The sequence below is a fragment of the Bacillus sp. JJ1127 genome, from assembly GCF_036965845.1.
GTDB lineage: Bacteria > Bacillota > Bacilli > Bacillales > Bacillaceae_G > Bacillus_A.
This window is the reverse complement of the sequence record NZ_JBALQK010000211.1, coordinates 1-26,709: the sequence shown is the minus strand read 5'-3', so window position 1 is coordinate 26,709 and position 26,709 is coordinate 1. Positions and strand designations below refer to the sequence as shown.

The following is a 26,709-nucleotide window of genomic DNA, read 5'->3' as shown; positions in this document are numbered from 1 at the left end:
CTAAAGGGAGGATATATGAGTGAACTGTGGTTTTATAAAATAGATTGATCATTTATAACAAAGTTAGATTAATTAAAATAAAGATTGATAAAAAATTGGTGTTAAAGATGGTGTGGATTGGAATTTTACCCCATTAAGACAAAGTCCAGAGGAATTGGTTAAAAATCCAATTCTTTTTTCAAAACTGTGGTTAGATAGAAAAATGGTAAATAAAAATTATTGAATGATATTCCATTAATTCATTTTAAACTTTTTAAACTTTGATAGATTATAAGACATATATCTCTTGTGAGTGAATGTATGGTCATAGATGTATGCTAAGAAATTTTGGTATCAAGAGCAACAACGCTTATTAAACAATGAGCCCCCTACTAGAAGCTGGACATCAGAGCAGATACGGGATATTCTTGCTGCTAAAAACCTAAATTTGATGGGAAACCAGGTAAGTCTTTGTATCTTCCGGACCAAAGTAATATTTTCATTGACACTCGATCAGCATTTTATGTTTCTACGGGATCTCCAGCAAGCATATCACTTGTATATATATAGATGTGCAAGGGAGATTGGTTTGTGTACTGCAACGAAGCCAGCAGACTATGCTAGTTTTACAAACTTAAATCCAGGAACATGGGATGTTATTTTTGCCGATAGCAGAAGTGGTACTCGAATTAAGGGATATTTCGAATGGAGTTACTAACACCTTGGGAAAATTTATACACTTTAAGCCACTTAAAGATCTTCCATTGAAGATTCTTTTTATTGCCAATACTCAAACCAAAAAACTAAACGCCCCAATTGGAGCGTTTAGTTCACTTTTCATTCGACATTTCCAGGATGATCACAATGGATTATTTTTTATAATTCTATTTTCTGGTCACCACGTTTTTCTAGATTTTTAGCAGTTTTACTTTGGGCAACATCCTTTTGGTCTTTAAAGGTACCCATGAGAAAATCATAGGCTGGGTTCGTAACACCATACCAGTAATTTTCATTTTTGAAGTGGTGCCATAAATGAACCTTTTTCATCCAGCGCCCCCATGGTGATATTGGTTGAAGGGGGCGATGCGCGATATAATGCTTCCACTCATAAAATAATAAAAAGAGCATAATACCTGCAATAAATGCGTTTGTCATGACAAAGCTGGATGAAAGAAAATAAAAAATTGCTCCTGCAATTGTAATGTTTGGCACGCTATACCATAAAGGTAAAAATAATAAATGTAATTCATTCGGACTTGTATGGTGGTCATAATGTAGGCGCTTAAGCATTTTTAATAAAAATGCATTCTTTGGTGGCTTTAGATGAAAAATAAACCTGTGAGTAGCGTACTCAGCTAAGGAATACATAATCATTCCCAAAATAAAAGCACCCCAAATCCCGATAGAGATTAAATGTAGAATCATAAATCCAAAGCTAATGAGGAAAAGACAGCTCATGATCAATATATCAGGGTAGGAAAAATATTCTTTAAAATATTTTAGTTTCATTTATCACGCCTCCAGCTTTCTTTATTTTTTTCTATCTTTCCAGAGAGCCAAGCTTTTCTCCATTGTTGTCTTACACAATCTTTCCGCTTCAATTGCATCTCCCTTTAATGCAGCTTTTAATAAGTCGTGGTAATAGTTGAAGGACAACCCACGATGATCTTTTACAGAAAAATATCTTTTCGCCATATCTACATAAATGGAATCGAAGCTATTTAAAATGAGTAGAAAGATCGGATTGGCAGCAAGCCCAGCACACCTTTTTTGCAAATCCCAATCAAATGCTGCATAGCTTTCTGCACTATCTTCAAGCTGCTCAAGATTGGCAAGGAGAGCAACCACTTTAGGTTGATTAAACGTAACAGCATCACGAATATAAGTCGGAGTCAACGAACTTCTAAATTCTAATAAGTACATAATAAATTCATCTGTAATGGTATGATGATTCTCAACAATATTAATAAGTGTTGTTAGATTCCCATTGCTCCAATAATCATTAATAATCGCTGGCATTCCTTTTCTCCCTGTTATCCATCCACTCCTTCCTAAACGTTGAAGCGCCTCCCGAATAGTTGGGCGACCAACACCAAATTCTTTCGCAAGCTCTCTTTCTGGCGGTAAAGTACTTCCTACAGAATAAACACCAGCCAATATGGATCTAATTAATTCATTCTCAATTTTATCTGAGGAGCGTTCCTTTTCTTTCAAGCCATCGTCCCCTTTATTTTATGGTAATACATGTTAAAGACAGTGGTAATACCAAAAATTATATAATGAGTTTGAATTTTCTGTCAATAAAAAGGAGCGAATTTTTATAAATAGAATTATCGAACAAGCCCGTAAACTAGTTAGTAGGATGGAAAATGATTGCTTAAATGCGTTGTTAGGATATTTATAAAAGAGAAAAAAACTCATTTAGATATGCAACGGAGAACCGTATCATAAAGTAAATGAGGTTTTTATTCAACCTTATGAAAATTGTTAGTTTTAGCAACTTCATAATTTATAAGAATGAATGTTAGAATATCTGTTCAAAATAGATGATCAACCTTTATTTTAATCAATCTTTGTTTAAAATAGTGAGGGGGTTTTTTTGATGAAATCAACATTTTCAACTACTTTCTAATCAAACTTTATTCCAAACCAACATGAACACGTATCTTATGCAAAATTGGATGCTTTTTTAGAAAGTATATTAGGAATAGAAATATTTGAGTAGAATAGTAAAAATAGAAAAGAACAGTATGCATTTGGAGGAATATAAATTGGATTTTGACAAGCTAGAAAATACGTTTATAAAAAAGAAAGTGAATGCATTCCTTGTGTATCAGCGAGGTGAATTAACGACAAAGTATTATAAAATAGCAGAATGTGCAAACAATTTATATAAAATTAATTCCATCACTAAAAGTATCGTATCGATGTTAATCGGTATTGCTATAGACAAAGGTTATATAAATGATATACATACACCTATAGCAAAATGGATTCCCAATGTACCTAAAGAAAAGAAAGAACTGACTCTTTATCATTTGTTAACAATGACAACTGGTGAGGATTGGAAAGAGTTCGGAAATGGAGTTGTATTTCCGAATGATTTTGTAGAATCAGATGATTGGGTAAAGTACATCTTACAGAGACCATTAATAGAACAGATGGGCACAAAAATGAATTATAATTCAGGTTCCTCGCATCTTTTAAGTTATATTTTGCAAGTAGCAACAGGAATGACGACTGAGCAATTTGCAAAGAAGTATTTATTTGACTCATTACAAATTACTGAGTATGAATGGCAACAAGACCCGCAAGGAATTTATATTGGTGGGTTTGGTATGAAAATGAAGAGCGAGGATTTATTAAAGTTAGGGATATTATGTTTACGAAATGGATTTTGGGATGGAGATAAGATTGTATCGCCAAGATGGATTGAAGAGTCAAGTGTAGCTCGTTTTCAAACGTATGAGCATGTTGGGGCATATGGATATCAATGGTGGGTATTAGATCATGAAAGATTTCACATACCGTATTGTATGTATTTTGCTATGGGATATGGCGGGCAATACATTATTGTCATTCCTAGGCTAGAACTTGTAGCTGTAATAAGCAGTAAAATGCCGAAGCGTGGGTTGGTGCCATTAAAATTATTTATAGAGCATTTGCAAGAGACTTTTAATCCTGTATAAAAATTGGTATCCATACCCATTCCTAGACCCGAGAATAGGTTGTTATGGGAGAGTCTTTTTATATAGTGAATGTGTTTAACTAAAGAATACCAATTTATATAGATGGACTATTTAAAGAATGGATAGGAATTAACGTTTAAACCCGCTGTTTTAAAATAAACCAGCGGGTTTTCTATATTTCATCTACTTGTTTTTTGGAATATAATCTTCAAAAACTTCTCTGTCTTCGTCTCAAATTCTACATCCACAAAAACCCCGTATTCTTTTTCATTTTCACGTAACCACAGTTTAAACTTCTCGACAGTAATATTGACCGTTTTGGGCTTTCTACCAATATGAAGGTAATCGATAATTTGAGCTTTTGGATATTTTTCTTTTGTCTTTTCTACTGCAAGTTTTCCCCATTTGGCATATGGTGGCTGTGCATGAACAATTGATGAATCAATATATGTATTACAGTATGTCGTCAAAAACACCACACTTAATACAAAACATGTGAAAAAACGCTTCATGATAAACTCCTTTTCATATTTTTCCTTATTATTTGTATATGGATTAAAACATATAAGTTTGGATTTTTTTGTCTTCTTTACATAAAAGCGCTCTATTTACAAAACATAACCATGAATTCATTACTGTCATTAAGGAGGGAAACAAATGCGTCAAATAGGTATTCTAAAAATACTCATTTTACTTGTGTTCATTGGTGTATCAGTCATAGTGAGTAGTGGACAAACCAAAAATGTACAAGCATTTTCTAATCAAGTTATTCAACGAGGCGCATCTGGAGAAGATGTCATTGAATTGCAGTCCCGTCTGAAATACAACGGGTTTTATACAGGTAAAGTAGATGGGGTTTTTGGATGGGGTACATATTGGGCACTGCGAAACTTTCAACAAAAATTCGGATTACCTGTTGATGGTTTAGCTGGAGCTAAAACAAAGCAGATGCTTGTAAAAGCAACGAAATACGAGAAGTCGACTGCGAATAAAGGAAATACAAGTAATAAGGGAGATAGTGGTAATAAGCCAGTACAAAACACAGCAACGAATGTTCCAAATGGTTATTCTCAAAATGATATCCAGTTGATGGCGAATGCTGTTTATGGTGAATCCCGTGGTGAACCATATATAGGACAAGTTGCGGTAGCGGCGGTTATTTTGAATCGTGTCACAAGTGCGTCGTTCCCTAATACTGTTTCAGGTGTAATTTTTGAACCGCGTGCTTTCACTGCGGTAGCGGATGGACAAATATATTTAACACCAAACGAAACGGCGAAAAAAGCTGTATTAGATGCGATAAATGGCTGGGATCCGACAGGAAATGCAATTTATTATTTCAATCCGGATACTGCAACGAGTAAATGGATTTGGAGTCGTCCACAAATCAAAAAAATTGGTAAACATATTTTCTGTAAATAGAGCGGAGGTGGAAACATGTTACGAGGTATTGTAATTGTATTGTTAACAATCGGTGTAGTTGGAACGGGATATTGGGGGTATAAAGAGCATCAAGAGAAAAACGCAGTCCTCATTCGAGCAGAAAACAGCTATCAGCGTGCATTTCATGACTTAGCATATGAGGTTGATTTATTACACGATAAAATCGGAACAACACTTGCGATGAATTCACGGACATCTTTATCACCTGCACTAGCAGATGTATGGCGTTTAACATCAGAAGCTCGGTCTAATGTAGGGCAATTACCTTTAACATTAATGCCATTTAATAAAACGGAAGAATTTCTGGCGAATATTGGAGATTTTAGTTATCGCACCGCAATTCGTGATTTAGAGAAGGAACCATTAAACGATCAAGAATATAAAACACTACAAACTTTATATTCAAATGCAGAAAATATTCAAGACGAACTTCGAAAAGTACAGCATCTTGCTTTGAAAAATAATTTGCGCTGGATGGATGTAGAACTAGCTCTTGCATCAGACAAGACTCCAGCAGATAACACAATTATTGATGGACTTAAAACAGTTGAAAAGAACGTAACATCATACGCTTCAAAAGATTTTGGACCGACATTTACGAGTATGCAAAAAAGTACAAAAGGCGGATTTCAGGCAGAAGGTAAGGCCATTTCAAAAGATGAAGCAGCGGAAATCGCAAAATCATTTTTGAATTTAAAAGGAAATGAAAAAATAGAGGTTGAGAAAAGTGGAAAAGGCGCGAAAGAAGCCTTTTATAGTGTAAAGATTCAAGATCCAGCCACAAAAAGTGAATCCTATATGGATATTACGGGAAAAGGCGGGTATCCAATTTGGGTGATGAATAACCGTGAAATTAAGGAACAAAAAATTAGTCTAAATGATGCTGGAAGTAAAGGACTAGCTTTTTTAAAAGACCATAAGTTTAAGAATATGGAACTATACGATAGTTCCCAATATGACAACATTGGTGTATTTACGTACGTTGTAAATGAAAATAATGTGCGTATTTATCCAGAAGCAATTCAAATGAAGATTGCTTTAGATGATGGATCAATTGTTGGCTTTTCCGCAAAAGAGTATTTAGCATCACATCAAAAACGAACCATCCCAACTGCAAAATTAACCGCAGCTGATGCAAGGAAGAAAATCAATCCAGATGTGAAAGTGATGGAAGAACGTAAAGCGATTGTTGTAAATGATAATCATAAAGAAGTATTATGCTATGAATTTATTGGAACATTGGGAAAAGATACTTACCAAATCTTTATTAATGCAAATGATGGTACTGAAGAAAAAGTCAAAAAGATGCAGTCCGTCGAAAAGATTTATGATTAAACATCAATGAAAAAGTGGTGAGAATGATGAAAATCCTTATATATATGCTGATGATTTGTTTTGCTATTACGGGGTGTAGTGTAAGTAAAAAAGAGAATGCTCACGAAAAACCAGAACAAAAAAATGTATCCATGAGAAATGTTAGCTATACACAGGGTACAACAAAACCGAACGAAAAAGTGGCAGATCATTTAGCTTCATTAGCGTCTAGTATACCAGGTGTAAACAACGCAACAGCAGTAGTTATTGGAAAATATGCAGTGGTAGGTATTGATGTAAAAGCGAAATTAGATCGCTCTCGCGTAGAGTCAATAAAATATTCTGTTGCTGAAAGTTTAAAACATGATCCAAATGGTGCAAATGCGGTTGTGGTTGCAGACGTTGACACGTATGAACGATTAAAGCAAATGGGCAATCAAATTAAACATGGCAAAGCAGGCGAGGGAATTCTTGATGAACTTGCGGCAATCGTTGGCCGTGTTATGCCACAAGTACCGAATGATATAATAGAAAACAGAGAACCAAATCCGATTAAACAAAGTGATAAACAGTTACCAAAAGATGAGAAAAATGAGTTAAGAAAAGAACAAGAAGATCAATCAAACAATAACCTGAAAAGATAATTCAAATCCCGTACTATAAAAGTGCGGGATTTTTTTATGTGTTTGTTAAATATATAATATTCAATTTATTGATTAGGAAATATATGGTTTAATAATAATGGGAGGGACAACTTGAATTATGAAAAATAAAAGCGCATTCATATTATGTAGTTTTTGTTTATTTTTAAGTATGACAGCGTGTGATCAGAAGAAACAAGAAAAGAAACACACTGTAACTTCTTCAACTGTGACAGAAAAAAAGAAAAATGAAACAATTGATGGAAGTCTTTTCTCACAAATAAATGAAGGAATGACCTACAACGAAGTAAAAGAATTAATAGGAATTGAAGGAGATTTACTCATAGACGAAGGAGATAAAGACTCAGCAAATCACAAACAAACCTTCGCCTGGAAAGGAAGTGCTCCTAAATCATTTGCTGAGATTACTTTTTTGGATGGAAAGGTTCGGTCTAAATTACAGCAGGGTTTAATTTAGTATTAGGAAGAATGGGGAGATAGAAATGAGTTTACATACAGGGGAAATTAAAATTGTTCCTTATAAGGAACAATATAAAGAAATAATAGAAACATTTACTTTACCTAGTGAACAAGTTCAGTTCACGTCGAAACCAAGTGAGTTGCTTGAAAAGGCAAAGAAAGATCCAACTAGAAATGTAGTTGTTATTTTAGATAATGAAGTACCTGTTGGTATTTTTGCACTTCAAACTGGTGAAAGAATCGGAGAGTATACGAATAATCATGATGCATTACTCTTAGTTTCTTTTTCAATCAACTACGAAAAGCAAGGAAAAGGTTATGCAAAAAAGGCATTAGAATTATTAAAGGCTTTTGTATCGTACTATTTTCCGACGAAAAACGAAATTGTACTTGCTGTAAATGAACGGAATATTCCAGCACAAAAATTATATTTAAAAGTAGGATTTGAGGATAGAGGTCAAAGAAGAATGGGACCAATTGGAAGACAACTCGTTTTATATTTACCGGTGTAAAAGTAAATAATGTAATAAAAAGCTTACTTCTGAAAAAATTTCATGCGGTAAGCTTTTTCATTTGTTACGATATAGAGTGGAATATTACTTTTTATAGATAGAAAAATGAGACAGAAATGAAGGAATTAATGAATGAATCAAGTAAGAAAATGGAACTTTATTGGGGGCCGGGTGATAAAAACTGGGATTGCAGTTTTTCTTACAGTGCTAGTTTGTGACTTTTTTAAAATCCCAACAATTTTTGCTGTTATTACAGCAATTGTAACAATTGAGCCGACCGCAACAGACTCGATTAAAAAAGGATTAATTCGTTTCCCAGCTTCAACAATTGGATCAGCTTATGCGATGACTTTTACATTTTTATTTGGTCATCAAGCACTTTCTTATGCATTAGCAGCTATGTTTACGATTGTAACGTGTCAGAAGCTAAAATTATATGCAGGTACATTAGTTGCCACTTTGACAGCTGTAGCTATGATTCCAATTACAGTTAATCACTATTTTGCAGCTTTTTTAGTTCGATTAGCGACGACTTCAACAGGAATTATCGTTTCTACCTTAGTAAATTTCTTTATTTTACCTCCCCATTACGGGAAAACAATTATAGGTTGTAAAAATGAATTGTTTTTGAAAACAGCAAATATTATGGAAGAATGGTTAAACCAAGTTATGCAAGGAGAACAGATAAAAAAGGAAATAGCTCATAGCATTTCAAAATTAACTTTACTTTTACATAGGGCCGTTCAATTTGTTCAATATGAACAGAAGGATTGGAAATACCATCGCCATACGAAAAATGAAATGCATAGTTTTCTATCTGTTCAAAAACAACTCCATATACTTCAGCAAATTATTTATCATCTTGATAATCTAACACATGCACCTATAGTGGAATGTAAATGGTCACAAAAAGAAAAAGAAACATTGCATAGCGCCATTGTGTCAATGATTAGTATATTGCGTAATCATTGTTCTGAAATCGATTATAGGCATTATCAACTTATAGATGAATTAGATCAGCAATTTTGGGGTCATAAGAGCGATTTAGCAGAGCATAAACCACATAACTATCATCATCATTTTTCTAGCGAATCGATTATTTTGTTTGAGGTGCTATCTATTCATGATATGTTGGAAGAATTAGAACGAGTACGTGAGAAATATGAAAAAGAAACAACGAATATAACGATGTAATTCGTATAATGCTCTGGTATTTTAAAGGGACAAGAGTCTATGTTGAAGAAGAATAGATATGTATATAATAGGTTTGGTAATTAGATTTAATAAAAATGAGGGATAACATAATGACTATTTATATTGCACTATTAAGGGGAATAAATGTAGGTGGACATAAATTAATTAAAATGGCGGAACTGAAAAAGGTTTTTGAAAAGTTAGACTTACATAAGGTTCGAACATATATTCAAAGTGGGAATGTAGTTTTTGAATCTGAAGAAGGAGTAGACCTTTTGCGTCAACGAATTGAACATGAAATTGAAGAAGTTTTTGGTTTTGCGGTTCCTGTTATGTTAAGAACGAGTCAAGATATGAAACAAGTTATCAAAAACTGTCCATATGAGACGAATGCATTGTTAGAAGGTGAAAGTCTACACGTCGCTTTTTTGGCTGAAGAGCTTTCTGCCGAAGAAGTTAAGCAACTATTTCGTTTTAAAAATGAAGTAGAGGATTGTTATATTGAAGGTAAAGAAGTATATTTGTTTTTCAAGAAGAGTATTCGAAATTCTAAACTAACAAACCAGTTTCAAAAAATTAGTACCCCAGCAACGTTGCGGAACTGGAGAACCGTAAACAAACTGAGCGCAATGGCAGAAGAAATCCTATCGTAAACAAAAGGATTATTAAACTCCTTACAAGTGAAGTCTTGTTTTTCTCTAAAATAAAGAGAGAAACAAGGCTTTTTGCATACATAGTATTCTTATTGATATCTTTTAGAAACAATGAATTCTACAAATAGAATGACAAGAAATGAAGAGCAAAACGCAATAAATAAAGAGAAGTTATGAATGTTATGAAGGGAATAGAAAACAGAAAATCCTTCTGTAAAAATTAATAAAATAAACATAATACCAATTAGAATAAAATAACCTATTTTGAAACTAATTTGGTTTAGAAAATAACCGAGGATGAAAGAGACCCCAAATATGGTTCCCCTAGAATTATTCCTTCGGTTATAAGGGTATTGCTCACTGTAAAATGAAGCACATTAATAAAAAAGATTTTATCTGGATTGAATGTAAAAGTTTGAGTCTGCATATATTGGGTAGGGATGTCAGATTAAATTAGGGGGTATCTATGTCTATACTTCTAAAAGCGGGTGCAGACGCTGGAAATAATGGTCTGAAATTAATGGTGAAAGGACAAAAGCCAATTTATATTCCAAGTATTTATTCGCTATACGTTGGAGAATCAACAGGTTTATTGGATGAAGTGGATATACCAATATCTGAATTAGAAAATCACATTGATGTAACCATTAGTTCTCCATCTTTAATGCTAAACAACGTACGTTACATTGTTGGGCAAAAAGTTATTCAAGATCAATTAAAAGGGACAGAAATGGAAAAGAAATCTAATAAGTCAACAGATGAATTGATGATTCTTACAATTTTATCAGGTTTAGCAATTAGTGCTATGCGTCATAATCCGAATTCGAATCGTATCAATATTCGTTATGATTTATCAGTTGCTCTTCCAATGCAGATTATTACACAAGAAATAGCAGCAGAAAATGCGCAACGTTATATGGGAACTCATAAGATTGTTTTTCATTATCCAAATGGAAGAGATGTCACAATAAACGTCTCGGTTGAATTTTGTAAGTGCCTACCTGAAGGAGCATCTGGTACTTGGGGGATTGTGTATGATGAGGAAGGAAATGTTTTAAAGCACAAAGTTGAAAAAGAAAACGATATAATTTCTGAGATAGATTTCGTTGACAAAACATTATTATCTTTTGATATAGGTGCGGGTACAACTGAGGAGGTTGTTTCATATGGAGTGAATTTCAGGCCGCAATTGAGTAAAGGGTTGGCCTATGGAGTCAAAGAAACTTTATTGCAAATCATTACAAGATGGAACAGAAAGTATCCGACAAAAGCGATAGATAGTATTACAGAGTTTAATCAAATTTATTTAAATGAGAATCATCCTAGAAATCCTTTATTAGTAGAAGAGTCACAACAGGCACTTCTAAGTTTAGCGGCACGGGTTGCGACAGATATCATCAATAAGATTGACGATATGAAAGATGATCCATACGTATTTATTTATGGTGGGGGAGCAGTCATCATTAAAAATAGCTTGCAATCGATTTTAAAACAAAAAGGAAGGTTGAAAAATGTAACTTTTGTAGAAAACCCACTGTTCACAAATGCACGTGGATTATTAGTATACACTTGTTCTCCAAGGTATAGGGAACATAAACAAAAAGAATTACGAATTTAACATTAAGTTAGTTGGTGTAAGCATGCGGCGTAAACGATATAAACGATATAAACGTGGTGATAGAGTAAAAATATATATAAATCACTCGGTACCTCCAGAAATGATTGCTTGGTTGAATAAACAATCGAATGTAACAAGCTTCTTTTTTTACGGTGTACAGCAATTGTTTAAACAGGTCGGAGATGTTGATGTATCGAAAACTTTACCGAACAGCCATGTTTTTTCTTTATATGTTGAACATGCATCTACGTTAAAATTTGAAGTCAGTCCTTGTAAAAAAGTAATGATGGAAAAACAAGAACTTGCGAGATGTATGGAAAAGGAGCCTTGGGAATATATTGATCAAATAGACTGTCCTTTTTTTTAAACATGTAAAAATATACTTAATGCCACCGCTATACATATGAAGCTAGCGGTGGCATTTTAAGTATAGTTGTTCAATCTATTTGTATAGAATGAAATTCACCTCATTAGCAAAGAAGATTAAATTGTGGTTACAGCCAAGTAGAAAACAACTGTAGGAATTGAGTCGTCTTATTCAAGCTGATAAAATAAAACCAATCGTTAGTCATATTGTTCAGTGTAATGAACAAAAAAGTAGAGAAGCGCACAAATTAAGTGAGGGTCAGCATACATAAGGAAAGTTAGAAGGTGAAAGTCTACACGTCGCTTTTTTGGCTGAAGATCTTTCTGACGAAGAAGTTGAGCAACTACTTCGTTTTAAAAATGAAGTAGAGGACTATCATATTGAAGGGAAAGAAGTATATTTGTTTTTCAAGAGGAGTATTCGAAATTCTAAACTAACAAATCAATTTCAAAAATTTCGTACCCTAGCAACATTGCGTAACTGGAGAACCGTAAACAAACTGAGCGCAATGGCAGAAGAAATCCTATCGTAAACAAAAGAACTATTAAACTCCTTACAAATGAAGCCTTGTTTTTCTCTAAAATAAAGAGAGAAACAAGGCTTTTTTGCATGAATAGTATTCTTATTGGTATCTTCTAGAAACAATGAATTCTACAAATGGAATAACAAGGAATGAAGAGCAAAACGTAATAAATAAAGGGAAATTATGAATGTTATTAAGTGAATGAAGCATAGAAAATTCTTCTGTCCAAATTAGTAAAACAAACATAATGCCGATTAAAACAAAATAGCCAACCTTGAAACTTTTATATGTAATTTGCTGTCCCATTTCATCTTGACTTTCTTCGGATATGCCGTTTGGATCTCCCCATGTAATATGGTTTAGGAAGTAACTGAGGAGTAAAGACACTCCAAAAATTGTCCCACCCAAGATTTCTCCTTCGGTTATGTATTTATAGGTTCCGTGCATAAGCAGCCCGATTAACGGTAGTAAGGTAATTATGAGAACAATTTTCTTTCGATTCATTTTTTCACCCCTCCTTAAGTGTAGAAAAGTCTTTGCATGCAATAGTATAAACATGGAAATATAGGGTGTCAAATGTATTTTACACGAATAAAAGCGGTAATTATACGTAGTGTGGATGTAAGTATAATTACCACTTTATTATTTTACAGGTTATAATCTTTGAACAACAAAAGTGATCGCATTTGTTTTTAATTGAATGGATTTTTCATTCCGGATGATGTTATATGATAAATTTTTTACTTCTATGTGTATTTCTCGCCATCCTTTATAAATATCTTTAAGTATATTCATCATTATTTCAGTAGGAAGATTTACTTCTATTAATGCATCTAGTTCTTCGTTTGTTTCTATATCAATTTCTTGAATATTAGAATTCACAATCAGACAATTGATGCCGTTATGTTTAGTTCCATTTTTTATGGATAAGAGTACTTTTTCAAAGGCCTCTTTTGAGTGAACATGTTCTAAGCTGGATACTGCAATAATGTAATCATAGCTTTCAGGTTGAATATCATAATTTTCAATTTCTACTTTGATTGTTTCGATTGCATCAAAGACATGATATTCCTTGCTGTTTGTTTTTAATTTTGTTAATGCGGAATCCAGTAAATCGACACATGTAACTTTACCGCCACCATCGATTATCTTTTGAGCGATTGGAATACTATTTCTTCCTACGCCAGAACCAAGATCAAGTACTTTTATTTGATCTTGACCTTCAAAATAATTCATCATCTCCATTACTGTTTTTACAGGTTGATGAAGCCAAGAGCCAGCTTCGAATAATTTGTATTGGTCATAACAAAGATCGTGATATTTTTTTTCTTCTTGTCTAATGTGCTCAATTCGATTCATTTTGTTCACCTACAGTTTCCTATGATTAAATAAACTAATAAGTTAGACACAGTCTTTGACTCTTGTTTTTATTCAGTGTACAAATTTTTGGAAAAATGATGTTTATTCATTTTAGTGAAGACATTTCCTTAATTTAGACACTGATACTGCATTCTAATTGTTCTAGCGATTTTTTCTTTCTATCAAATGGACTTATATACAATTCGATAAAAATTGTAATAAACCTTTCGATTCAGAAAAGTTAGGCATCAACGGTGGAATCAAAAAGTACCCCTTAGTATTATATAAATCTATTTTAATTTTTCGACATCTAAATTCTTGCTATGTAGAATAAAAAGTAACCTCCGCTCGTTTGTTCTTTCTGTTTTTTACTTCGCATGTGGCAGAAAAAGGGCTTGACCGCTTCTATGAATGGCCAGATCCTCTCTCCCATCTAAAAAGAGGGGGTGTATGTCGGTATAGATTTACTATTAATAAATCGGACGGTCCTCATTTGCTTATTTATGTAATAGGTATTGAAAAATTAGTGTCATGATCAGATTTCTGAAAGTAAGTAACGTAGCACTTCAAATACAAGTTAAATAAATTTGTTAATAACATAACTAAAAACACAAGGACTTGCGAATACAAATCCTTGTGTTTTTAAGATTGTAACTGATAGATTATAGATCGTAAATTTTCATCTCGTATACATTTTCGGACATTCATCACCAGTTGGTTCATAAAAACAATGTCTTTTAAATTGTCCTGCAAATGGCTGATTATACCACTCTGGTGGACAACTGCCTGTCGGACGGAAATACCAAAGGGACCATCTTGCCGGCCAGCGCCATTCACCTTGTAAGACGCGTCTTGCTATGTCTTTTTCTGACTCACGAGCACGTTGGTAAAAATATCCATACTGCACTGCTTCAAATCCACCTGGGCTTTGATACACTGCATCATGTACAGTACGTATTTGTTTGAAATCTAAGCAATCACAGTATACACGGTTTACTACAACGCAACCGACAAGTTGTTCGCCTTGTGGTCCTTCACCTTCAGCCTCCGCACGAATTAAACGTGCTAACAAATCAACATCACTTTCAGTGTAGGGAATAAGAGGCATACGTGTACCACCTTTCTGGAAGTATTATAGTAAAGTTTATGTAAGGAAAATAAACTTAGTGCTTTTACAAGTTTATTTTTAAAGAAAAGGAGAACAATAAATAAAAAGTATTAGCATTTCTATTTTCATTAGATCTATTTCATTCGATTGTTTTATAAAACTATTTATTTTAAAAATTAGCTAATGCAATACCACAAATAGAATACTATGATGGAGATATGGGGAATTAATAGGTTCACACCAAGAGAATTGAGGGGAATAACATGGAAATAAAAGTCGTTTTAACAGGGTATGGAGCGGTGAGTAAAGAACTTGTACGTTTAGTGTATGAGAAATCATTTACTTTAAAAGAAAGGTATCATATCGAATTTTTAATAGTAGGGATTGTTGGGCGGGATGTATCTATTTATGATGGTAACGGTTTACACCTAGAACAACTTCTTACTTTTGGAATAGGCACGAATGCGTTAGGAAATTATGCAGTATATGATCCGAAGGCAAAAGCGGAAATGATATGGAATGGTAATGTACTAATTGAGGCAACGCCTACTAACTTACAAAATGGCGAACCTGCAAAGTATTACATCCAAAAAGCAATCCAACATGAAATGGATGTTGTATGCATTTCGAAGGGTGCACTTGTTACAAATTGGAAAGAAATAAAAGAAAAAGCAAAGTCGAAAAATGTGCGTATTCGTTATAGCGGTGCGACTGCCGCAGCATTACCTACATTAGATATTGGACAATTTAGCCTAGCAGGATGCCAAATTGAAAAGATAGAAGGCATACTGAATGGGACAACGAATTATATCCTTACAAAAATGGATGAAAAAAATATAATTTTTCAACAAGCATTGCAAGAAGCAAAGGAACAAGGAATTGCTGAAACGAATCCTACATTAGACATAAATGGTATGGACAGCGCTTGTAAACTATTATTATTGGCAAATAGCTTGTTACAAACAGAATATTCACTGGATGATATATTTGTAAAAGGAATAGAACATATTACAAAGCAAGATATCCAAAAAGCAAAGGAAAAGAACAAATCTCTAAAATTAATAGCTACAGCATATAAAGATAGTTCTGGAATTGTTAAATTAAAAGTAGGTCCATGCGAATTGAATCAAGGTCATCCGCTTGCTAATGTCAATGGAACAGAAAAAGGAGTCACCTTCCATACAGATACGATGGGTAAAGTTACTTCCATTGGAGGTGCATCAAATCCAAGAGGGGCAGCTGCTGCGGCGTTGAAAGATTTGATTAATTTGTATCGAAAAGATATGTGATAAAAAAGAAGATCAGTTTTTAATAAAATGAGAATCACAACGAAAAATATTGACAAATAATTATTTTTGTGTTATGATTAATTATTTGTTAATTGACGTATTTTCCTCTAGCGTGATACATTTTAGTAAGAGCAATAACTTCACTAATCTATGTATCGAGGAGGAAATGTAACATGAAAATAGAAAATGGACTGTCAGTTTTAGAATTGAAAATCCAAGGATTTGAATTAAATCCAACATTACTTTGGGATGAAAAAGCAGCTATATTAGTCGATACTGGTATGCCAGGACAATTAAAGCAAATTCATGATGCAATGAATGATGTTGGTGTTCCCTTTGAACAGTTAAAAGCAATTATTTTAACTCATCAAGATATAGACCATATTGGAAGTCTTCCTGAAATACAACAGAAAGCAGATCAATCTATTGAAGTGTATGCACATGAACTAGATAAGCCATATATTGAAGGGCAATTGCATTTAATGAAAACAGATCCAAGTAAAATGAGTAAAGATCAGTGGGAAGCACTTCCAGAAGTTATGCAATTCCTATATAAAAATCCTCCTAAAGCAAAAGTAAATCAAATATTAAAAGATGGACAAAGATTGCCCTTTGTTGGAGGCATTGAAGTCATTCATACACCAGGGCATACGCCGGGACATATTAGTTTATATAGTGAAAAGCATAAAACATTAATCACAGGTGACGCTATGGTATATGTTGGTGGAAATTTAAACGGGCCTGTTCCGCGAACAACACCAGATATGAAAACAGCTACAGAATCGCTTAGAAGATTTTTAGAATTTGATATTGAGAGAGTGATTTGTTATCACGGCGGTGTTTGTGATTTGAATGTGAAGGAACAGATTGAAAAATTAGTAGGACTAAATAACTGATACTTCTATACTCATATATTTGACTGTTTTCTGAATTGTGCTATGATGAATATCAAAACTACATAGTTATTATCTATCCGCTAGGGGTGCCTATATAGGCTGAGATCAAAGAGTACTTTTGAGACCCTTGGGACCTGATCTGGCTCATACCAGCGTAGGGAAGTGGAAGTGACAGAAAATGATATTTATAATGTCCAAACCACTTTTTTTACTTGTCTAAAGAAAGTGGTTTTTATATTGATCATTTCTATACTGAGTACCTATATTAAGAGAAATTTCATTTAGATTTGGACTAAGTAGTTGAATCGTTAGTAATTGACTAATAAGAAATTTTATACATATTCATCGGAGGGATTTAAATGTCATTTTCACAGCTATTACGTAAAGAAGTTCATCCAATTTGGGAAGCAAGTTTCCAGCATCCATTTGTAAAAAAATTAGGGGAAGGAACGTTAGATTTATCTAGTTTCCGCTATTATGTATTACAAGATTCATATTATTTAAGTCATTTTGCTAGAGTACAAACGTTAGGAGCGGCAAAAGCTATTGAATTAGAAACAACAGCTCGTATGGCGCATCATGCACAAAATACATATCAAGCTGAATTATCACTGCATGAGAATTTTGCAAAAAAATTAGGAATCACTGAAGAAGAAAAGGCTTCTTTTGTTCCAGCGCCAACTGCTTATGCGTACACATCACACATGTATCGTGCTGCTTATGAAGGGCATTTAGGAGACATTATTGCAGCAATTTTACCATGTTATTGGCTTTATTATGAAATTGGTGAACGCTTGAAAGAATGTAAGCCTGAAGAACCGATTTATCGAGAATGGATTGCAGCATATGGATCGGATTGGTTCCGTACTTTAGTGGAAGAACAAATCGCACGATTAGATAGGATTGCTGCGACAGTAACAGAAGCCGATCGTAAGCGTATGAAACAACACTTTGTTATTAGTAGTCAATATGAATACTCGTTTTGGGAAATGGCTTATACATTAGAAAAGTGGCCAGTGAATGAAAAAGCAGAAGATGTAACTCTATAAGTCGGAATAGTTATAATCAGATATGAATAAAAAGAGGTATCATTCTTTAAGATAATTTGAAAATCCCGCTAATCCATAAATAGCGGGATTTGTCATTTCTGTATACAAATGTAGTTATCTATTGTCAATTATAGTTTTGTTTTTTTGTTTACTTTTGATGTAAGCAGGATTAAGATGTCTTTTAGGAATAGTAGTATTAAGCTATGAAACATGCCTTTGTATTGTGATTATTTAGAAGTGAGGAATGCTAGAAAAACAACAACATTTGCTTTACGATATAGAAGCTAAAAAATTGAAAGGGATGAGAAATTATGAAGAAACTTGATGTACTGTTAATGCTGCTCAGCTGCTTGTTTCCAATTGCGGGTTTTATGAAGCAAATCCCTTTAGAATTGTCATTGTTTATCGGGGGATTATTATTTTTCACTAGTTTCGGAAGTTACTATGCAAAACGAATGCATTCACGAATATGTAGTTGGTTAGCTTATGCGGCATTTATCACACTCCTTATGGCAATTTGGAATCAATACGTAACAACTAGCTCGTTACTAGCAAATGCAAAAATTGCAGCATGTATTGCTTTGATTCCATTCGTGTTCCGATTCCGTACATATGCAATTACTTTAGGTTTACTTGCATTATGGGGAGCTTTACTATGGGATATAAAACAAATCCAATCATTAGCAGTTCTTGGGCGTATTATGAACTTACTGACTACAGAACGATTGTATCTACTTATACTAGTAGTAGGCTTTATACTTGGTGGATTGCTTGCATACGCACTAAATCGTAACAATAGTAATGAAAAACAAGGAACAACAAATCTATTCAAACAAAAAAAGAAACGAATTAAGCCTACATTTAAGATTCGTATTCCGAGTTTGCCGAGATTAAAAGTTAAGATGTTAAAATTCGGCGGGAAATCTGCTAAATCAAAAGAAATACGTACGTATGAACCAAATCGTGAAGAAAGAGCTCCAACGTATCATACGGTGCCTACAGAGTACCAACATCAGAAAACAGAAACAACACAAGGCCAAACAAGAATGGAACGCAGAAGAAATCGTTATAACGCATAAAGAAAATGCTTATATAAATATCTGAACCCGCAATACCCTTCATGTAATGGATGGGGTGTTGCGGGTTTTTTGCTGTATAATAATTAAGATATGGATATTTTAATTATTGAGAGATTTTATAAGGAAATAATTGAGAAGAATGGATTGATGTTTTAATTCGTTCTACAGGTATGGAGCCGCTTGTAGAAAATAATTATAACTTGTGTGAACTTGGACCAAGAGGAACGGGGAAATCTCATATTTATAAAGAGATTTCTCCAAACTCCATCATTTAGCTGAATTTTTAAGAGAAATGCGTAAACGTTCTTTCTCGGATGCACTTGATCAATTCTTTAGATTGGGAAACAACTTGAATCAACGTGATGTTATCACAGTGCGGAAAACTGTTTTTGGTTTGATTAAACTGTTATATCCAAACGGCGATTATACAAAAGATGATGTGGAAGAAATGCTTCTATGCATTAGTAGGACGAAGACGAGTAAAAGAACAATTAAAGAAAATTGGCGGAATGGAACATTATGATGTTAATTTTTCTTACATTGATAATGAAACGATGAATGAAGAGTTTGTATCTGTTTCGGAACAAGGGGGAGGAACGTTAATTCCAGAGGGGATAAACAAATCTGGACATATTTATACTGTTGCTCGTGGGAAAACAGGGATGATTGGTACTTATAAGTTAGAAACAGAAGTTGTAAACGGCAGTGGTAAATTTGAAAGAACAGGATTAAATTCGGATCGCGATGCAAAAGAAAGCATTGACACTGCTTTTCGATTCTTTAAAGCAAATAATAAAAACATTAGCGGCACAATTAGTACAACAACGAAAGATTATTTCATGCACATTCAAGATATTCATGGTGTTGGCTTAACTAGCGAATTATCGCTTGTAGCATTTATTGCATTATGTTCTGGTACTTTAAATAAACCTGTGCAAAGTCAAATGGTTGTGTTAGGATCTATTAGTATAAGTGGTACGATGAATAAGATAGAAGAATTAGCAAAGGTACTACAAGTTTGTTTTGATTCAGGCGCTAAGAAAATTCTTCTTCCAATGACAGCCGCTGTTGATATTCCAACCGTTCCACCGGAATTATTTGCTAAGTTTCAAATTGCATTTTATCAGAGTGCTGAGGATGCTGTGTTTAAGGCTTTAGGTGTGGAATAAGTGAATATAATCATAATAAGCAGTCATCAAGGTATATAAAAGGTGACTGCTTATTATGTTTTAGGAGGAAAGCGAGTACGATGGAAAAATCAAAAGCAGAACGCAAGAGAGATTTGGAAATTGTGAATCTATATCATAAAACATTAACGGAAGCTGAACTTGAAAAACTTTCACTAAATTTCTTAGAATGGAAAGAAGGAAAGTTACCGTATTATAAACTAACAGAACTTATTCATGATTTTCATAAGAAGAATCAAAAAATATGGTCCATGTTTCATAATTCAATGAATGACGAGTTTCTTATTTTTCAAGCTAAAAAAGAATTAAATATGTTTACCGAACAAGACATGAAAAAAGAACATTATAGAAGATGGATGAATTTTTCTTAATGAATAATTTTTCGTGTAAGAAATACATATGACTGAAAATAGAATTGTTAACGTAGAAAGAAAGGAAAAATAATATGCAACTTATCCAATGTACAAAAAAATTAGCCGATGAAATGAAAATAAAAGTTCAAAAAGTAGATACTGCCGATTTCAATCCACTATATTGTTGGCATGCAAATCTTTTTAAAATTGGACGAAAAAAATGTGTAATGATTATGAATAACGCTACAAGGTACCACTTTGTTATTTACGGGGTATTAAAGAAAGACTTGCAAAACTTAGATCTTGTATTTAAGAAGAATTTAACAACATGTTTATTATTAGATGGCATTGAGCCAGAAATGATTGAACAATACTTAAATCATGATTCAATTGTACAATATGCAGCAACGAATAATCGTAGTATTCTTTCACAAATAAATGAGTCCATTTTTGCTGTAGATCATTATTTTTATTATGAGTTAGTAGAAAAGCAGCAGGAGTTTATAGATTTAGCGGAGATGAATCAAAATCTTAATCATATATATATGCTGAAGTTATCAAAACAACCAGTTGAAATGATGAGAGATGCCCTTAATCAACAATTTTTGCTAGATAAATAAATTTTTATTTGGAGAGTGTTCTTAAGAAGCATTATAAATTGACGGAGGTGTTAACAATGCTCATTATCATCACCATCTCAGCATGTCTCTTATTTTGCATTAGCTTACTACACGTCTACTGGGCATTCGGAGGGAAATGGGGCACACATGCTGTGATCCCAACTGAATCTGGTAAAAAGGCTTTTACACCCAGTACTGGAGGAACGTTATTGGTTGCTCTTTTGTTAAGTATAGCAGCGGTACTTTTATTATTGCAGGCCAATATCCTTGTTTTATCCATTCCATATGTTTTCGTTCAAATCGGTTCTTGGATTTGTATGTTTGTGTTTGGGATAAGGGTAATTGGTGAGTTTAACTATTTCGGCATTTTTAAGAGAAAAAAAGATACGTATTTCGCCAAAATGGATACGATGTTATTTATCCCGCTTTGTGCTTTTTTATCTGTTTCATTTCTCCTGGCAATTATTAAATAAAAGCAATCTAAATCTATGTCACACTATAAACTACATGATTTTAGAAATGAATAGAGGGAAATACATGAAAGATAAGTTAAGTCAAGTCATTGATAGCATGCCAGAGGAAGAAGTGAGATCTTTACTTCACCTCATTCTACTCCAACTTGAATTAATAGAAAAAAATAAAGATGAAGAAACGATCAAAATGTTGGCGGAAATACCAAAACAATTGATTGAATCTCAAAAACCGAAATTAAATATTTTAGATAGTAAACATGTACATATTGCATTCGGTGATTCACCAGCAGGTTGTTTAAAACACATACTGAAAGAAGAAGGTTTTAATCAAGACTATGTCATTTCATTCTCTGACGCATTTTCTGTCGGTCCCATTCATCAATTGGGTTTAAAGTCAGGTCAGGTTGCTCGCCAGCAATGGTTATCCAACAACTTAAACTCATATGATTTTTATTTTGAAGAAGAATACTTACCGAGTTTGATTCATTCATTAGAAGAAATACAGTCCATTTCAAACGATACACCAATTACAATTTGGAAAGCGGATAATGCTCATGAACATGTAGGACTTTGTTTTGTGCTTGCCGAGTTGAAGAATAAGAAAAATATTAGAATCATCAATACTTCAGAGGCTCATAGAAAACTATTACAAACAGAGTACGGCATACGTGGAACGGGAGAACTATCATCAAAGAATTTAGCAATTATTCTTAAGAAATATGGAGAAAAGTCATTTTTAGCTGAAGAGACTCGAACAGCACTCGAAAAAGAATGGGAAGTTCTATCTACTAGTACAGAGTTATTACGAATCTGGAAAGATAGTGCAGTGCATGCTGTACAAGAAGATTATTTTGATGATTTTATTGTTGAGTGCGCGAAACGAATAGGAGCAGATAAAGCTTTCTATAAAGCAGCGCGGGTAATTGGAGAAGCACTTGGACATATAGAGCAAGTAGTGGGAGATGTTTTTCTAGAATATCGCTTACAGGCTTTAATCAAGAAAGGGACATTTGAGGTGAAAGGATCATTAAAAGCAATGCGCTATTACAGTGTTATGTTAAATAGATAACAGCAGAGCTTTATTTTTTATAGTTAGTAAAATGAATTTGCTATATAAATGGAATTCAGAAAGACAAATTTGGGCGATGCATAAGCCTCCTCTGGGTGAAGTATTACATATGAATGTTTTAAAGTGACAAATAAAAAGAAGGTGATTTTTCATATGTATAACCAACCGAATTATCCAGGTATAGGGTATGATCAAATGATGTATTATAATCCACAAAACCAAGGATATTATGAAGAAGCGATGGAACTGAGAGAGCTTGATCATGAAGAGTATAGACCTGATGATGGCCGACGTCACCACCTCCATCACAGGCACCATCATTACCGTCAGCATTCGCTGCACCTGCACAAATAGGGAATATGAAATCATTGATGTGTAATTGTTTAGGGAGATGGGGGTACTTGCGTCTACATCGACCAGGTCCTTTTGGAAGAGATTTATGGTTTTTTGGGGTATCAGGTTACACGTGGCAAGCTGGCCGTCGCCGGAAAGTCAGTTATCGATACCAACAAATCAGTAATTTTATGTGCTTTGCTTAGAGAGAATCAAAGAGGAGATCTTCTCTTTGATTTTTTTATATTTTTCAAGTTTCAAAGTAAGGTTTTGACAAAAAATTATAATATTCATACTTTTTGTGAGTTATAATTTATATGTTGAAGTGATTTCTACACAAAATGAAAGTGAGGGAGTGCAATGTCTTTAAAAAACAAGGTTGGCCGAAACATTGAAGATGGTATTCATTTAGCTTCTGCGGAGTTTAAAGAAGATGCTTATGAGATTTATAAGGAATCACGTGAACTACAACCTATTTTGTTCGTATATAAGGGTGAGCTATGGACAGAGTGGCTCATTACAAGATATGAAGATGCATTGCCACTTTTAAAAGATTCTCGCTTGAAGAAAAATCCGGAAAATGTATTTTCTCAAGAAGGATTAAAGCCATTTCTTTCTCTTGAAAACGGTGATTATTTAACGAAACATATGCTTAATTCAGATCCGCCTGATCATAGTCGTTTGCGATCACTTATCCAAAAAGCGTTTACTCCTAAAATGATTTCACAATTAGGTGGACGTATTCAGCATATTGCGGATACTTTATTAGACCATGTAGAACATAAGCATTCCCTGAATCTTGTTAATGACTATGCGTTTCCATTACCAATCAATGTAATTAGCGAAATGCTTGGTATTCCAAAAGAGGACCAAGAGAAATTTAGAATATGGTCTCATGCGGTAATTGCTTCACCTGAAACACCCGAAGAAATAAAAGAAAACGAAGAAAAGCTCTCTGAATTTATTACATACCTACAGTATTTAGTTGATGTGAAAAGAAAAGAACCAAAAGAAGACTTAGTTAGTGGATTAATTCAGGCTGAAAGTGAAGGAAGTAAATTAAGTGCACCAGAGCTGTATTCGATGATTATGTTACTCATTGTAGCTGGGCATGAAACCACTGTGAATCTAATTACTAATACAGTACTCGCATTATTAGAGAACCCGGATCAATTACAGTTATTAAAAGAAAAACCAGAACTCATTGACTCAGCGATTGAAGAAGGATTACGCTATTACTCTCCAGTTGAAATTACAACTGCACGCTGGACAGCTGAAGCTCTTACAATCCAAGGTCAAGAGATTCAAAAAGGGGATATGGTAAACATTTCATTAGCTTCAGCAAACCGTGATGAAAAGATCTTTATGAATCCAGAAGTATTTGATATTACTAGGGAAAATAATCGGCACATTGCCTTTGGACATGGAAGTCATTTTTGTTTGGGAGCGCCACTTGCTCGCTTAGAAGCAAAAATTGCAATTTCAACGTTGTTAAAACGCATGCCTGCATTACAAATAAAAGGAGAGAGAAGAGATTAAATGGCAAGGCAATTATTTAATGCGTTCCTTAGAGGAATTGCCGTTAACTTTCTAGAATAGATATTTTGAGACATGCATACATTATATTTCGTTCACATAGAGTATGTATGTGGCATTTAAAATGGAAACGGAAGGGTGAAAACATCCCAATGATCAACTAATTCTATTTTTCAAGAAATCTTCGTTAAAAAACGAAATCTTCTTCTGAATAGGATTAGTATGTACATTTTTGTATAAAAGGGATGTGTTTCGCACTGCGAATATACAGTCTTTTTCATATAATTTGTGCTACCTCTTGTTCAGAATGTAGAATAGGAGGTTTTTTTATGTCAACAAATGAAGAAATAAAACAAAAAAGCGGTATGTCACAAGTATTAAAAAATCGCTTTGTGCAAGGTATTCTTGTTTCAGCATTATGTTTGCAGGTAGGGATATGGGTTCGGAATTTTGCGGTATTGCTTTATGTAATGGAAATGACAAATGGGGATGCGTTTGCGATTTCGATGATTTCAGTTGCTGAGTTTGCACCAATATTTATTTTTTCTTTTATTGGCGGAACTTTTGCAGATAGGTGGAAACCAAAAAGGACTATGATCTGGTGCGAGGCTTTAAGTTCTTTATCTGTATTTGCAGTACTCTTTACGCTTATGTTTGGTACGTGGAAAGTTGTATTCTTTGTTACGTTAATTTCAGCCATTCTTTCACAGTTCTCACAGCCTTCAGGGATGAAATTGTTTAAGCAACATTTATCAACAGAAAAAATTCAATTAGCAATGTCCTTATATCAAACAATTTTCGCGATATTTATGGTGTTAGGACCTATACTAGGTACGTTTGTATTTCAGAGATTTGGGATTTATATCTCAATTGTAGCGACAGGGATTGCGTTTTTACTTGCAGCTATTGTATTGCTATTTCTACCAAAAGATACTGAAGATCAAGGGGAGAAGAAACAAGTTAGTTTACTAAAAGAAATGGCAGATGGAATCAAGTATGTGAAAGCAAAGAAAGCATTAACATTACTTGGAATTTGTTTTATGGCAGCAGGATTAGGTATTGGTCTTATTCAGCCATTAGGAATTTTTATTGTAACAGAACAGCTCGCTTTACCGAAAGAAAGCTTACAATGGTTAGTGATCGTAAATGGTGCCGGTATGATTATTGGTGGGGCTTTAGCAATGATATTCGCGAAGAATGTCGCTCCGCAAAAAATGTTAATTCTAGGGATGTTTGGGCAGGCTGTGGGTATTGGGATTATTGGTTTTTCTACAAATTTATGGATTACGCTTGCGGCGCAACTTTTTAGCGGTTTAGCTTTTCCATGTATTCAAATTGGAATTAATACGCTTATTATTCAAAATTCTGATACAGACTTTATTGGACGTGTTAACGGGATTTTAAGTCCATTATTTACAGGTTCAATGGTATTAACGATGAGTATAGCAGGTTCACTAAAAGAAATGTTTTCACTCAGTACGATGTATGAAGGCACTGCACTACTATTTATAGTTGGTTTATTAGTCATTTTACCAATATATAATTTGAAACCTGTAGCAACAACTGAAAGTAAAATAAACACTGACGGTAGTGCGGTCCAGCATGAATCTTGATTCAAATGTGAAATGAAAAATAAATTATGAAATGGTATCATGCCTCTAGAAATGGTTAATGATAAAAAAATAAGGAGGTGTGATACTTATGGCACAAGATGTTTTATGTGAAGTAAACAATTGTAAGTTTTGGGATAACGGAAATAAATGTAATGCAGATGCAATTTATGTAGTAAGTCATAAAGGAAAGCACGCATCTACAACAGAAGAAACAGATTGTAAAACTTTCGCACCAGAAGCTTAAATGAAAAAAGGGTAACTGAACGGCAGTTGCCCTTTTATTAATTATATTATTGATAATAAATATCATTTTCATTCACTTTTTTTACTTG

The 26,709-nt window shown here is 33.8% G+C and carries 26 protein-coding genes, 5 pseudogenes and 1 riboswitch; of the genes and pseudogenes, 25 read left to right on the top strand and 6 right to left on the bottom strand.

Features of this window, described 5'->3' with window-relative positions; genetic code table 11:
- Positions 1 to 855 precede the first annotated feature (855 nt).
- Both V7183_RS19445 and V7183_RS19440 read right to left on the bottom strand, forming a co-directional pair.
- Positions 856 to 1,488: a sterol desaturase family protein gene (locus tag V7183_RS19445; protein ID WP_335360520.1), complete on the bottom strand. Its 633-nt coding sequence runs from the start codon at positions 1,486 to 1,488 to the stop codon at positions 856 to 858.
- A 21-nt stretch (positions 1,489 to 1,509) separates the two neighbouring features.
- A complete protein-coding gene (locus V7183_RS19440; RefSeq protein ID WP_335360519.1) occupies positions 1,510 to 2,193 on the bottom strand; it encodes a GntR family transcriptional regulator in 684 nt (227 codons plus the stop codon).
- 557 nt (positions 2,194 to 2,750) lie between these two features.
- On the opposite strand from V7183_RS19440, the gene V7183_RS19435 reads away from it, so the two are divergent.
- Together V7183_RS19435 and V7183_RS26010 are read left to right on the top strand one after the other, a co-directional pair.
- Positions 2,751 to 3,668 carry a serine hydrolase domain-containing protein gene (locus V7183_RS19435; protein ID WP_335360518.1) on the top strand — a complete coding sequence of 306 codons (918 nt, stop codon included), beginning with the start codon at positions 2,751 to 2,753 and terminating at the stop codon, positions 3,666 to 3,668.
- Positions 3,664 to 3,735 (top strand): annotated as a pseudogene (locus tag V7183_RS26010) (Pr6Pr family membrane protein); the annotation flags it as partial. The gene V7183_RS19435 and the pseudogene V7183_RS26010, both read left to right, overlap by 5 nt.
- 112 nt (positions 3,736 to 3,847) lie before the next feature.
- On the opposite strand, the gene V7183_RS19430 reads toward V7183_RS26010, so the two are convergent.
- Positions 3,848 to 4,180: a DUF3889 domain-containing protein gene (locus V7183_RS19430; protein WP_097899724.1), complete on the bottom strand. Its 333-nt coding sequence runs from the start codon at positions 4,178 to 4,180 to the stop codon at positions 3,848 to 3,850.
- A 145-nt stretch (positions 4,181 to 4,325) separates the two neighbouring features.
- On the opposite strand from V7183_RS19430, the gene sleB reads away from it, so the two are divergent.
- The 10 genes and pseudogenes from sleB to V7183_RS19380 all read left to right on the top strand — a co-directional run.
- A complete protein-coding gene (gene sleB, locus V7183_RS19425; RefSeq protein ID WP_097899723.1) occupies positions 4,326 to 5,090 on the top strand; it encodes a spore cortex-lytic enzyme in 765 nt (254 codons plus the stop codon).
- A gap of 15 nt (positions 5,091 to 5,105) precedes the next feature.
- Positions 5,106 to 6,446, top strand: coding sequence for a germination protein YpeB (gene ypeB, locus V7183_RS19420; RefSeq protein WP_097899722.1), 1,341 nt, complete (start codon positions 5,106 to 5,108; stop codon positions 6,444 to 6,446).
- A 26-nt stretch (positions 6,447 to 6,472) separates the two neighbouring features.
- Positions 6,473 to 7,069, top strand: coding sequence for a YhcN/YlaJ family sporulation lipoprotein (locus V7183_RS19415; protein WP_335360517.1), 597 nt, complete (start codon positions 6,473 to 6,475; stop codon positions 7,067 to 7,069).
- A gap of 118 nt (positions 7,070 to 7,187) precedes the next feature.
- Positions 7,188 to 7,544 (top strand): hypothetical protein, encoded by a 357-nt coding sequence (locus tag V7183_RS19410; protein ID WP_097899720.1) that lies wholly within the window; start codon positions 7,188 to 7,190, stop codon positions 7,542 to 7,544.
- A gap of 25 nt (positions 7,545 to 7,569) precedes the next feature.
- The gene (locus V7183_RS19405; protein ID WP_097899719.1) at positions 7,570 to 8,058 is read left to right on the top strand and encodes a GNAT family N-acetyltransferase; all 489 of its coding nucleotides are present in this window, start codon (positions 7,570 to 7,572) and stop codon (positions 8,056 to 8,058) included.
- Between the two features lie 132 nt (positions 8,059 to 8,190).
- On the top strand, positions 8,191 to 9,252 hold the full coding sequence (locus V7183_RS19400) for an aromatic acid exporter family protein (protein ID WP_335360516.1): 1,062 nt from the start codon (positions 8,191 to 8,193) through the stop codon (positions 9,250 to 9,252).
- 110 nt (positions 9,253 to 9,362) lie between these two features.
- A complete protein-coding gene (locus tag V7183_RS19395; RefSeq protein ID WP_335360515.1) occupies positions 9,363 to 9,905 on the top strand; it encodes a DUF1697 domain-containing protein in 543 nt (180 codons plus the stop codon).
- Between the two features lie 466 nt (positions 9,906 to 10,371).
- Positions 10,372 to 11,523, top strand: a complete 1,152-nt coding sequence (locus V7183_RS19390) for a ParM/StbA family protein (RefSeq protein WP_141523243.1) — start codon at positions 10,372 to 10,374, stop codon at positions 11,521 to 11,523.
- Between the two features lie 22 nt (positions 11,524 to 11,545).
- On the top strand, positions 11,546 to 11,890 hold the full coding sequence (locus V7183_RS19385) for a hypothetical protein (protein WP_335360514.1): 345 nt from the start codon (positions 11,546 to 11,548) through the stop codon (positions 11,888 to 11,890).
- A 277-nt stretch (positions 11,891 to 12,167) separates the two neighbouring features.
- Positions 12,168 to 12,422, top strand: a pseudogene (locus V7183_RS19380) (DUF1697 domain-containing protein); the annotation flags it as partial.
- Positions 12,423 to 12,512: 90 nt separating this feature from the next.
- On the opposite strand, the gene V7183_RS19375 reads toward V7183_RS19380, so the two are convergent.
- The 3 genes from V7183_RS19375 to V7183_RS19365 all read right to left on the bottom strand — a co-directional run bounded on the left by V7183_RS19375 (position 12,513) and on the right by V7183_RS19365 (position 14,880).
- Positions 12,513 to 12,917: a hypothetical protein gene (locus V7183_RS19375; protein WP_335360513.1), complete on the bottom strand. Its 405-nt coding sequence runs from the start codon at positions 12,915 to 12,917 to the stop codon at positions 12,513 to 12,515.
- 150 nt (positions 12,918 to 13,067) lie between these two features.
- A complete protein-coding gene (locus tag V7183_RS19370) occupies positions 13,068 to 13,772 on the bottom strand; it encodes a class I SAM-dependent methyltransferase (RefSeq protein ID WP_097897571.1) in 705 nt (234 codons plus the stop codon).
- A 679-nt stretch (positions 13,773 to 14,451) separates the two neighbouring features.
- Positions 14,452 to 14,880 (bottom strand): cell wall hydrolase, encoded by a 429-nt coding sequence (locus tag V7183_RS19365; RefSeq protein ID WP_097897570.1) that lies wholly within the window; start codon positions 14,878 to 14,880, stop codon positions 14,452 to 14,454.
- A 263-nt stretch (positions 14,881 to 15,143) separates the two neighbouring features.
- On the opposite strand from V7183_RS19365, the gene V7183_RS19360 reads away from it, so the two are divergent.
- From V7183_RS19360 to V7183_RS19300, 13 genes and pseudogenes are all read left to right on the top strand, one after another.
- Positions 15,144 to 16,169 carry a homoserine dehydrogenase gene (locus V7183_RS19360; RefSeq protein ID WP_335360512.1) on the top strand — a complete coding sequence of 342 codons (1,026 nt, stop codon included), beginning with the start codon at positions 15,144 to 15,146 and terminating at the stop codon, positions 16,167 to 16,169.
- Positions 16,170 to 16,342: 173 nt separating this feature from the next.
- On the top strand, positions 16,343 to 17,065 hold the full coding sequence (locus tag V7183_RS19355) for an MBL fold metallo-hydrolase (protein WP_335360511.1): 723 nt from the start codon (positions 16,343 to 16,345) through the stop codon (positions 17,063 to 17,065).
- 72 nt (positions 17,066 to 17,137) lie between these two features.
- Positions 17,138 to 17,243, top strand: a riboswitch (TPP riboswitch).
- Between the two features lie 181 nt (positions 17,244 to 17,424).
- Positions 17,425 to 18,114, top strand: coding sequence for a thiaminase II (tenA, locus tag V7183_RS19350; RefSeq protein WP_335360510.1), 690 nt, complete (start codon positions 17,425 to 17,427; stop codon positions 18,112 to 18,114).
- Positions 18,115 to 18,425: 311 nt separating this feature from the next.
- Positions 18,426 to 19,193, top strand: coding sequence for a DUF3959 family protein (locus V7183_RS19345; protein WP_335360509.1), 768 nt, complete (start codon positions 18,426 to 18,428; stop codon positions 19,191 to 19,193).
- Positions 19,194 to 19,327: 134 nt separating this feature from the next.
- Positions 19,328 to 20,362, top strand: a pseudogene (locus V7183_RS19340) (BREX system Lon protease-like protein BrxL); the annotation flags it as partial.
- 80 nt (positions 20,363 to 20,442) lie between these two features.
- Positions 20,443 to 20,751: a hypothetical protein gene (locus V7183_RS19335; RefSeq protein ID WP_335360508.1), complete on the top strand. Its 309-nt coding sequence runs from the start codon at positions 20,443 to 20,445 to the stop codon at positions 20,749 to 20,751.
- A gap of 74 nt (positions 20,752 to 20,825) precedes the next feature.
- Positions 20,826 to 21,353, top strand: coding sequence for a DUF6933 domain-containing protein (locus tag V7183_RS19330; RefSeq protein ID WP_097897564.1), 528 nt, complete (start codon positions 20,826 to 20,828; stop codon positions 21,351 to 21,353).
- Positions 21,354 to 21,409: 56 nt separating this feature from the next.
- Complete coding sequence (locus V7183_RS19325) at positions 21,410 to 21,826, top strand: DUF3995 domain-containing protein (protein WP_335360507.1); 417 nt, start codon at positions 21,410 to 21,412, stop codon at positions 21,824 to 21,826.
- A 64-nt stretch (positions 21,827 to 21,890) separates the two neighbouring features.
- On the top strand, positions 21,891 to 22,895 hold the full coding sequence (locus tag V7183_RS19320) for a DUF1835 domain-containing protein (protein ID WP_335360506.1): 1,005 nt from the start codon (positions 21,891 to 21,893) through the stop codon (positions 22,893 to 22,895).
- A 153-nt stretch (positions 22,896 to 23,048) separates the two neighbouring features.
- Positions 23,049 to 23,434 (top strand): annotated as a pseudogene (locus V7183_RS19315) (hypothetical protein).
- Between the two features lie 154 nt (positions 23,435 to 23,588).
- Positions 23,589 to 24,822 (top strand): annotated as a pseudogene (locus V7183_RS19310) (cytochrome P450 family protein).
- 271 nt (positions 24,823 to 25,093) lie between these two features.
- Positions 25,094 to 26,377: an MFS transporter gene (locus tag V7183_RS19305; RefSeq protein ID WP_335360505.1), complete on the top strand. Its 1,284-nt coding sequence runs from the start codon at positions 25,094 to 25,096 to the stop codon at positions 26,375 to 26,377.
- Positions 26,378 to 26,465: 88 nt separating this feature from the next.
- Entirely contained in the window at positions 26,466 to 26,621 is a 156-nt protein-coding gene (locus V7183_RS19300) for a DUF1540 domain-containing protein (protein WP_097897559.1), read from the top strand.
- Positions 26,622 to 26,709: the final 88 nt, after the last annotated feature.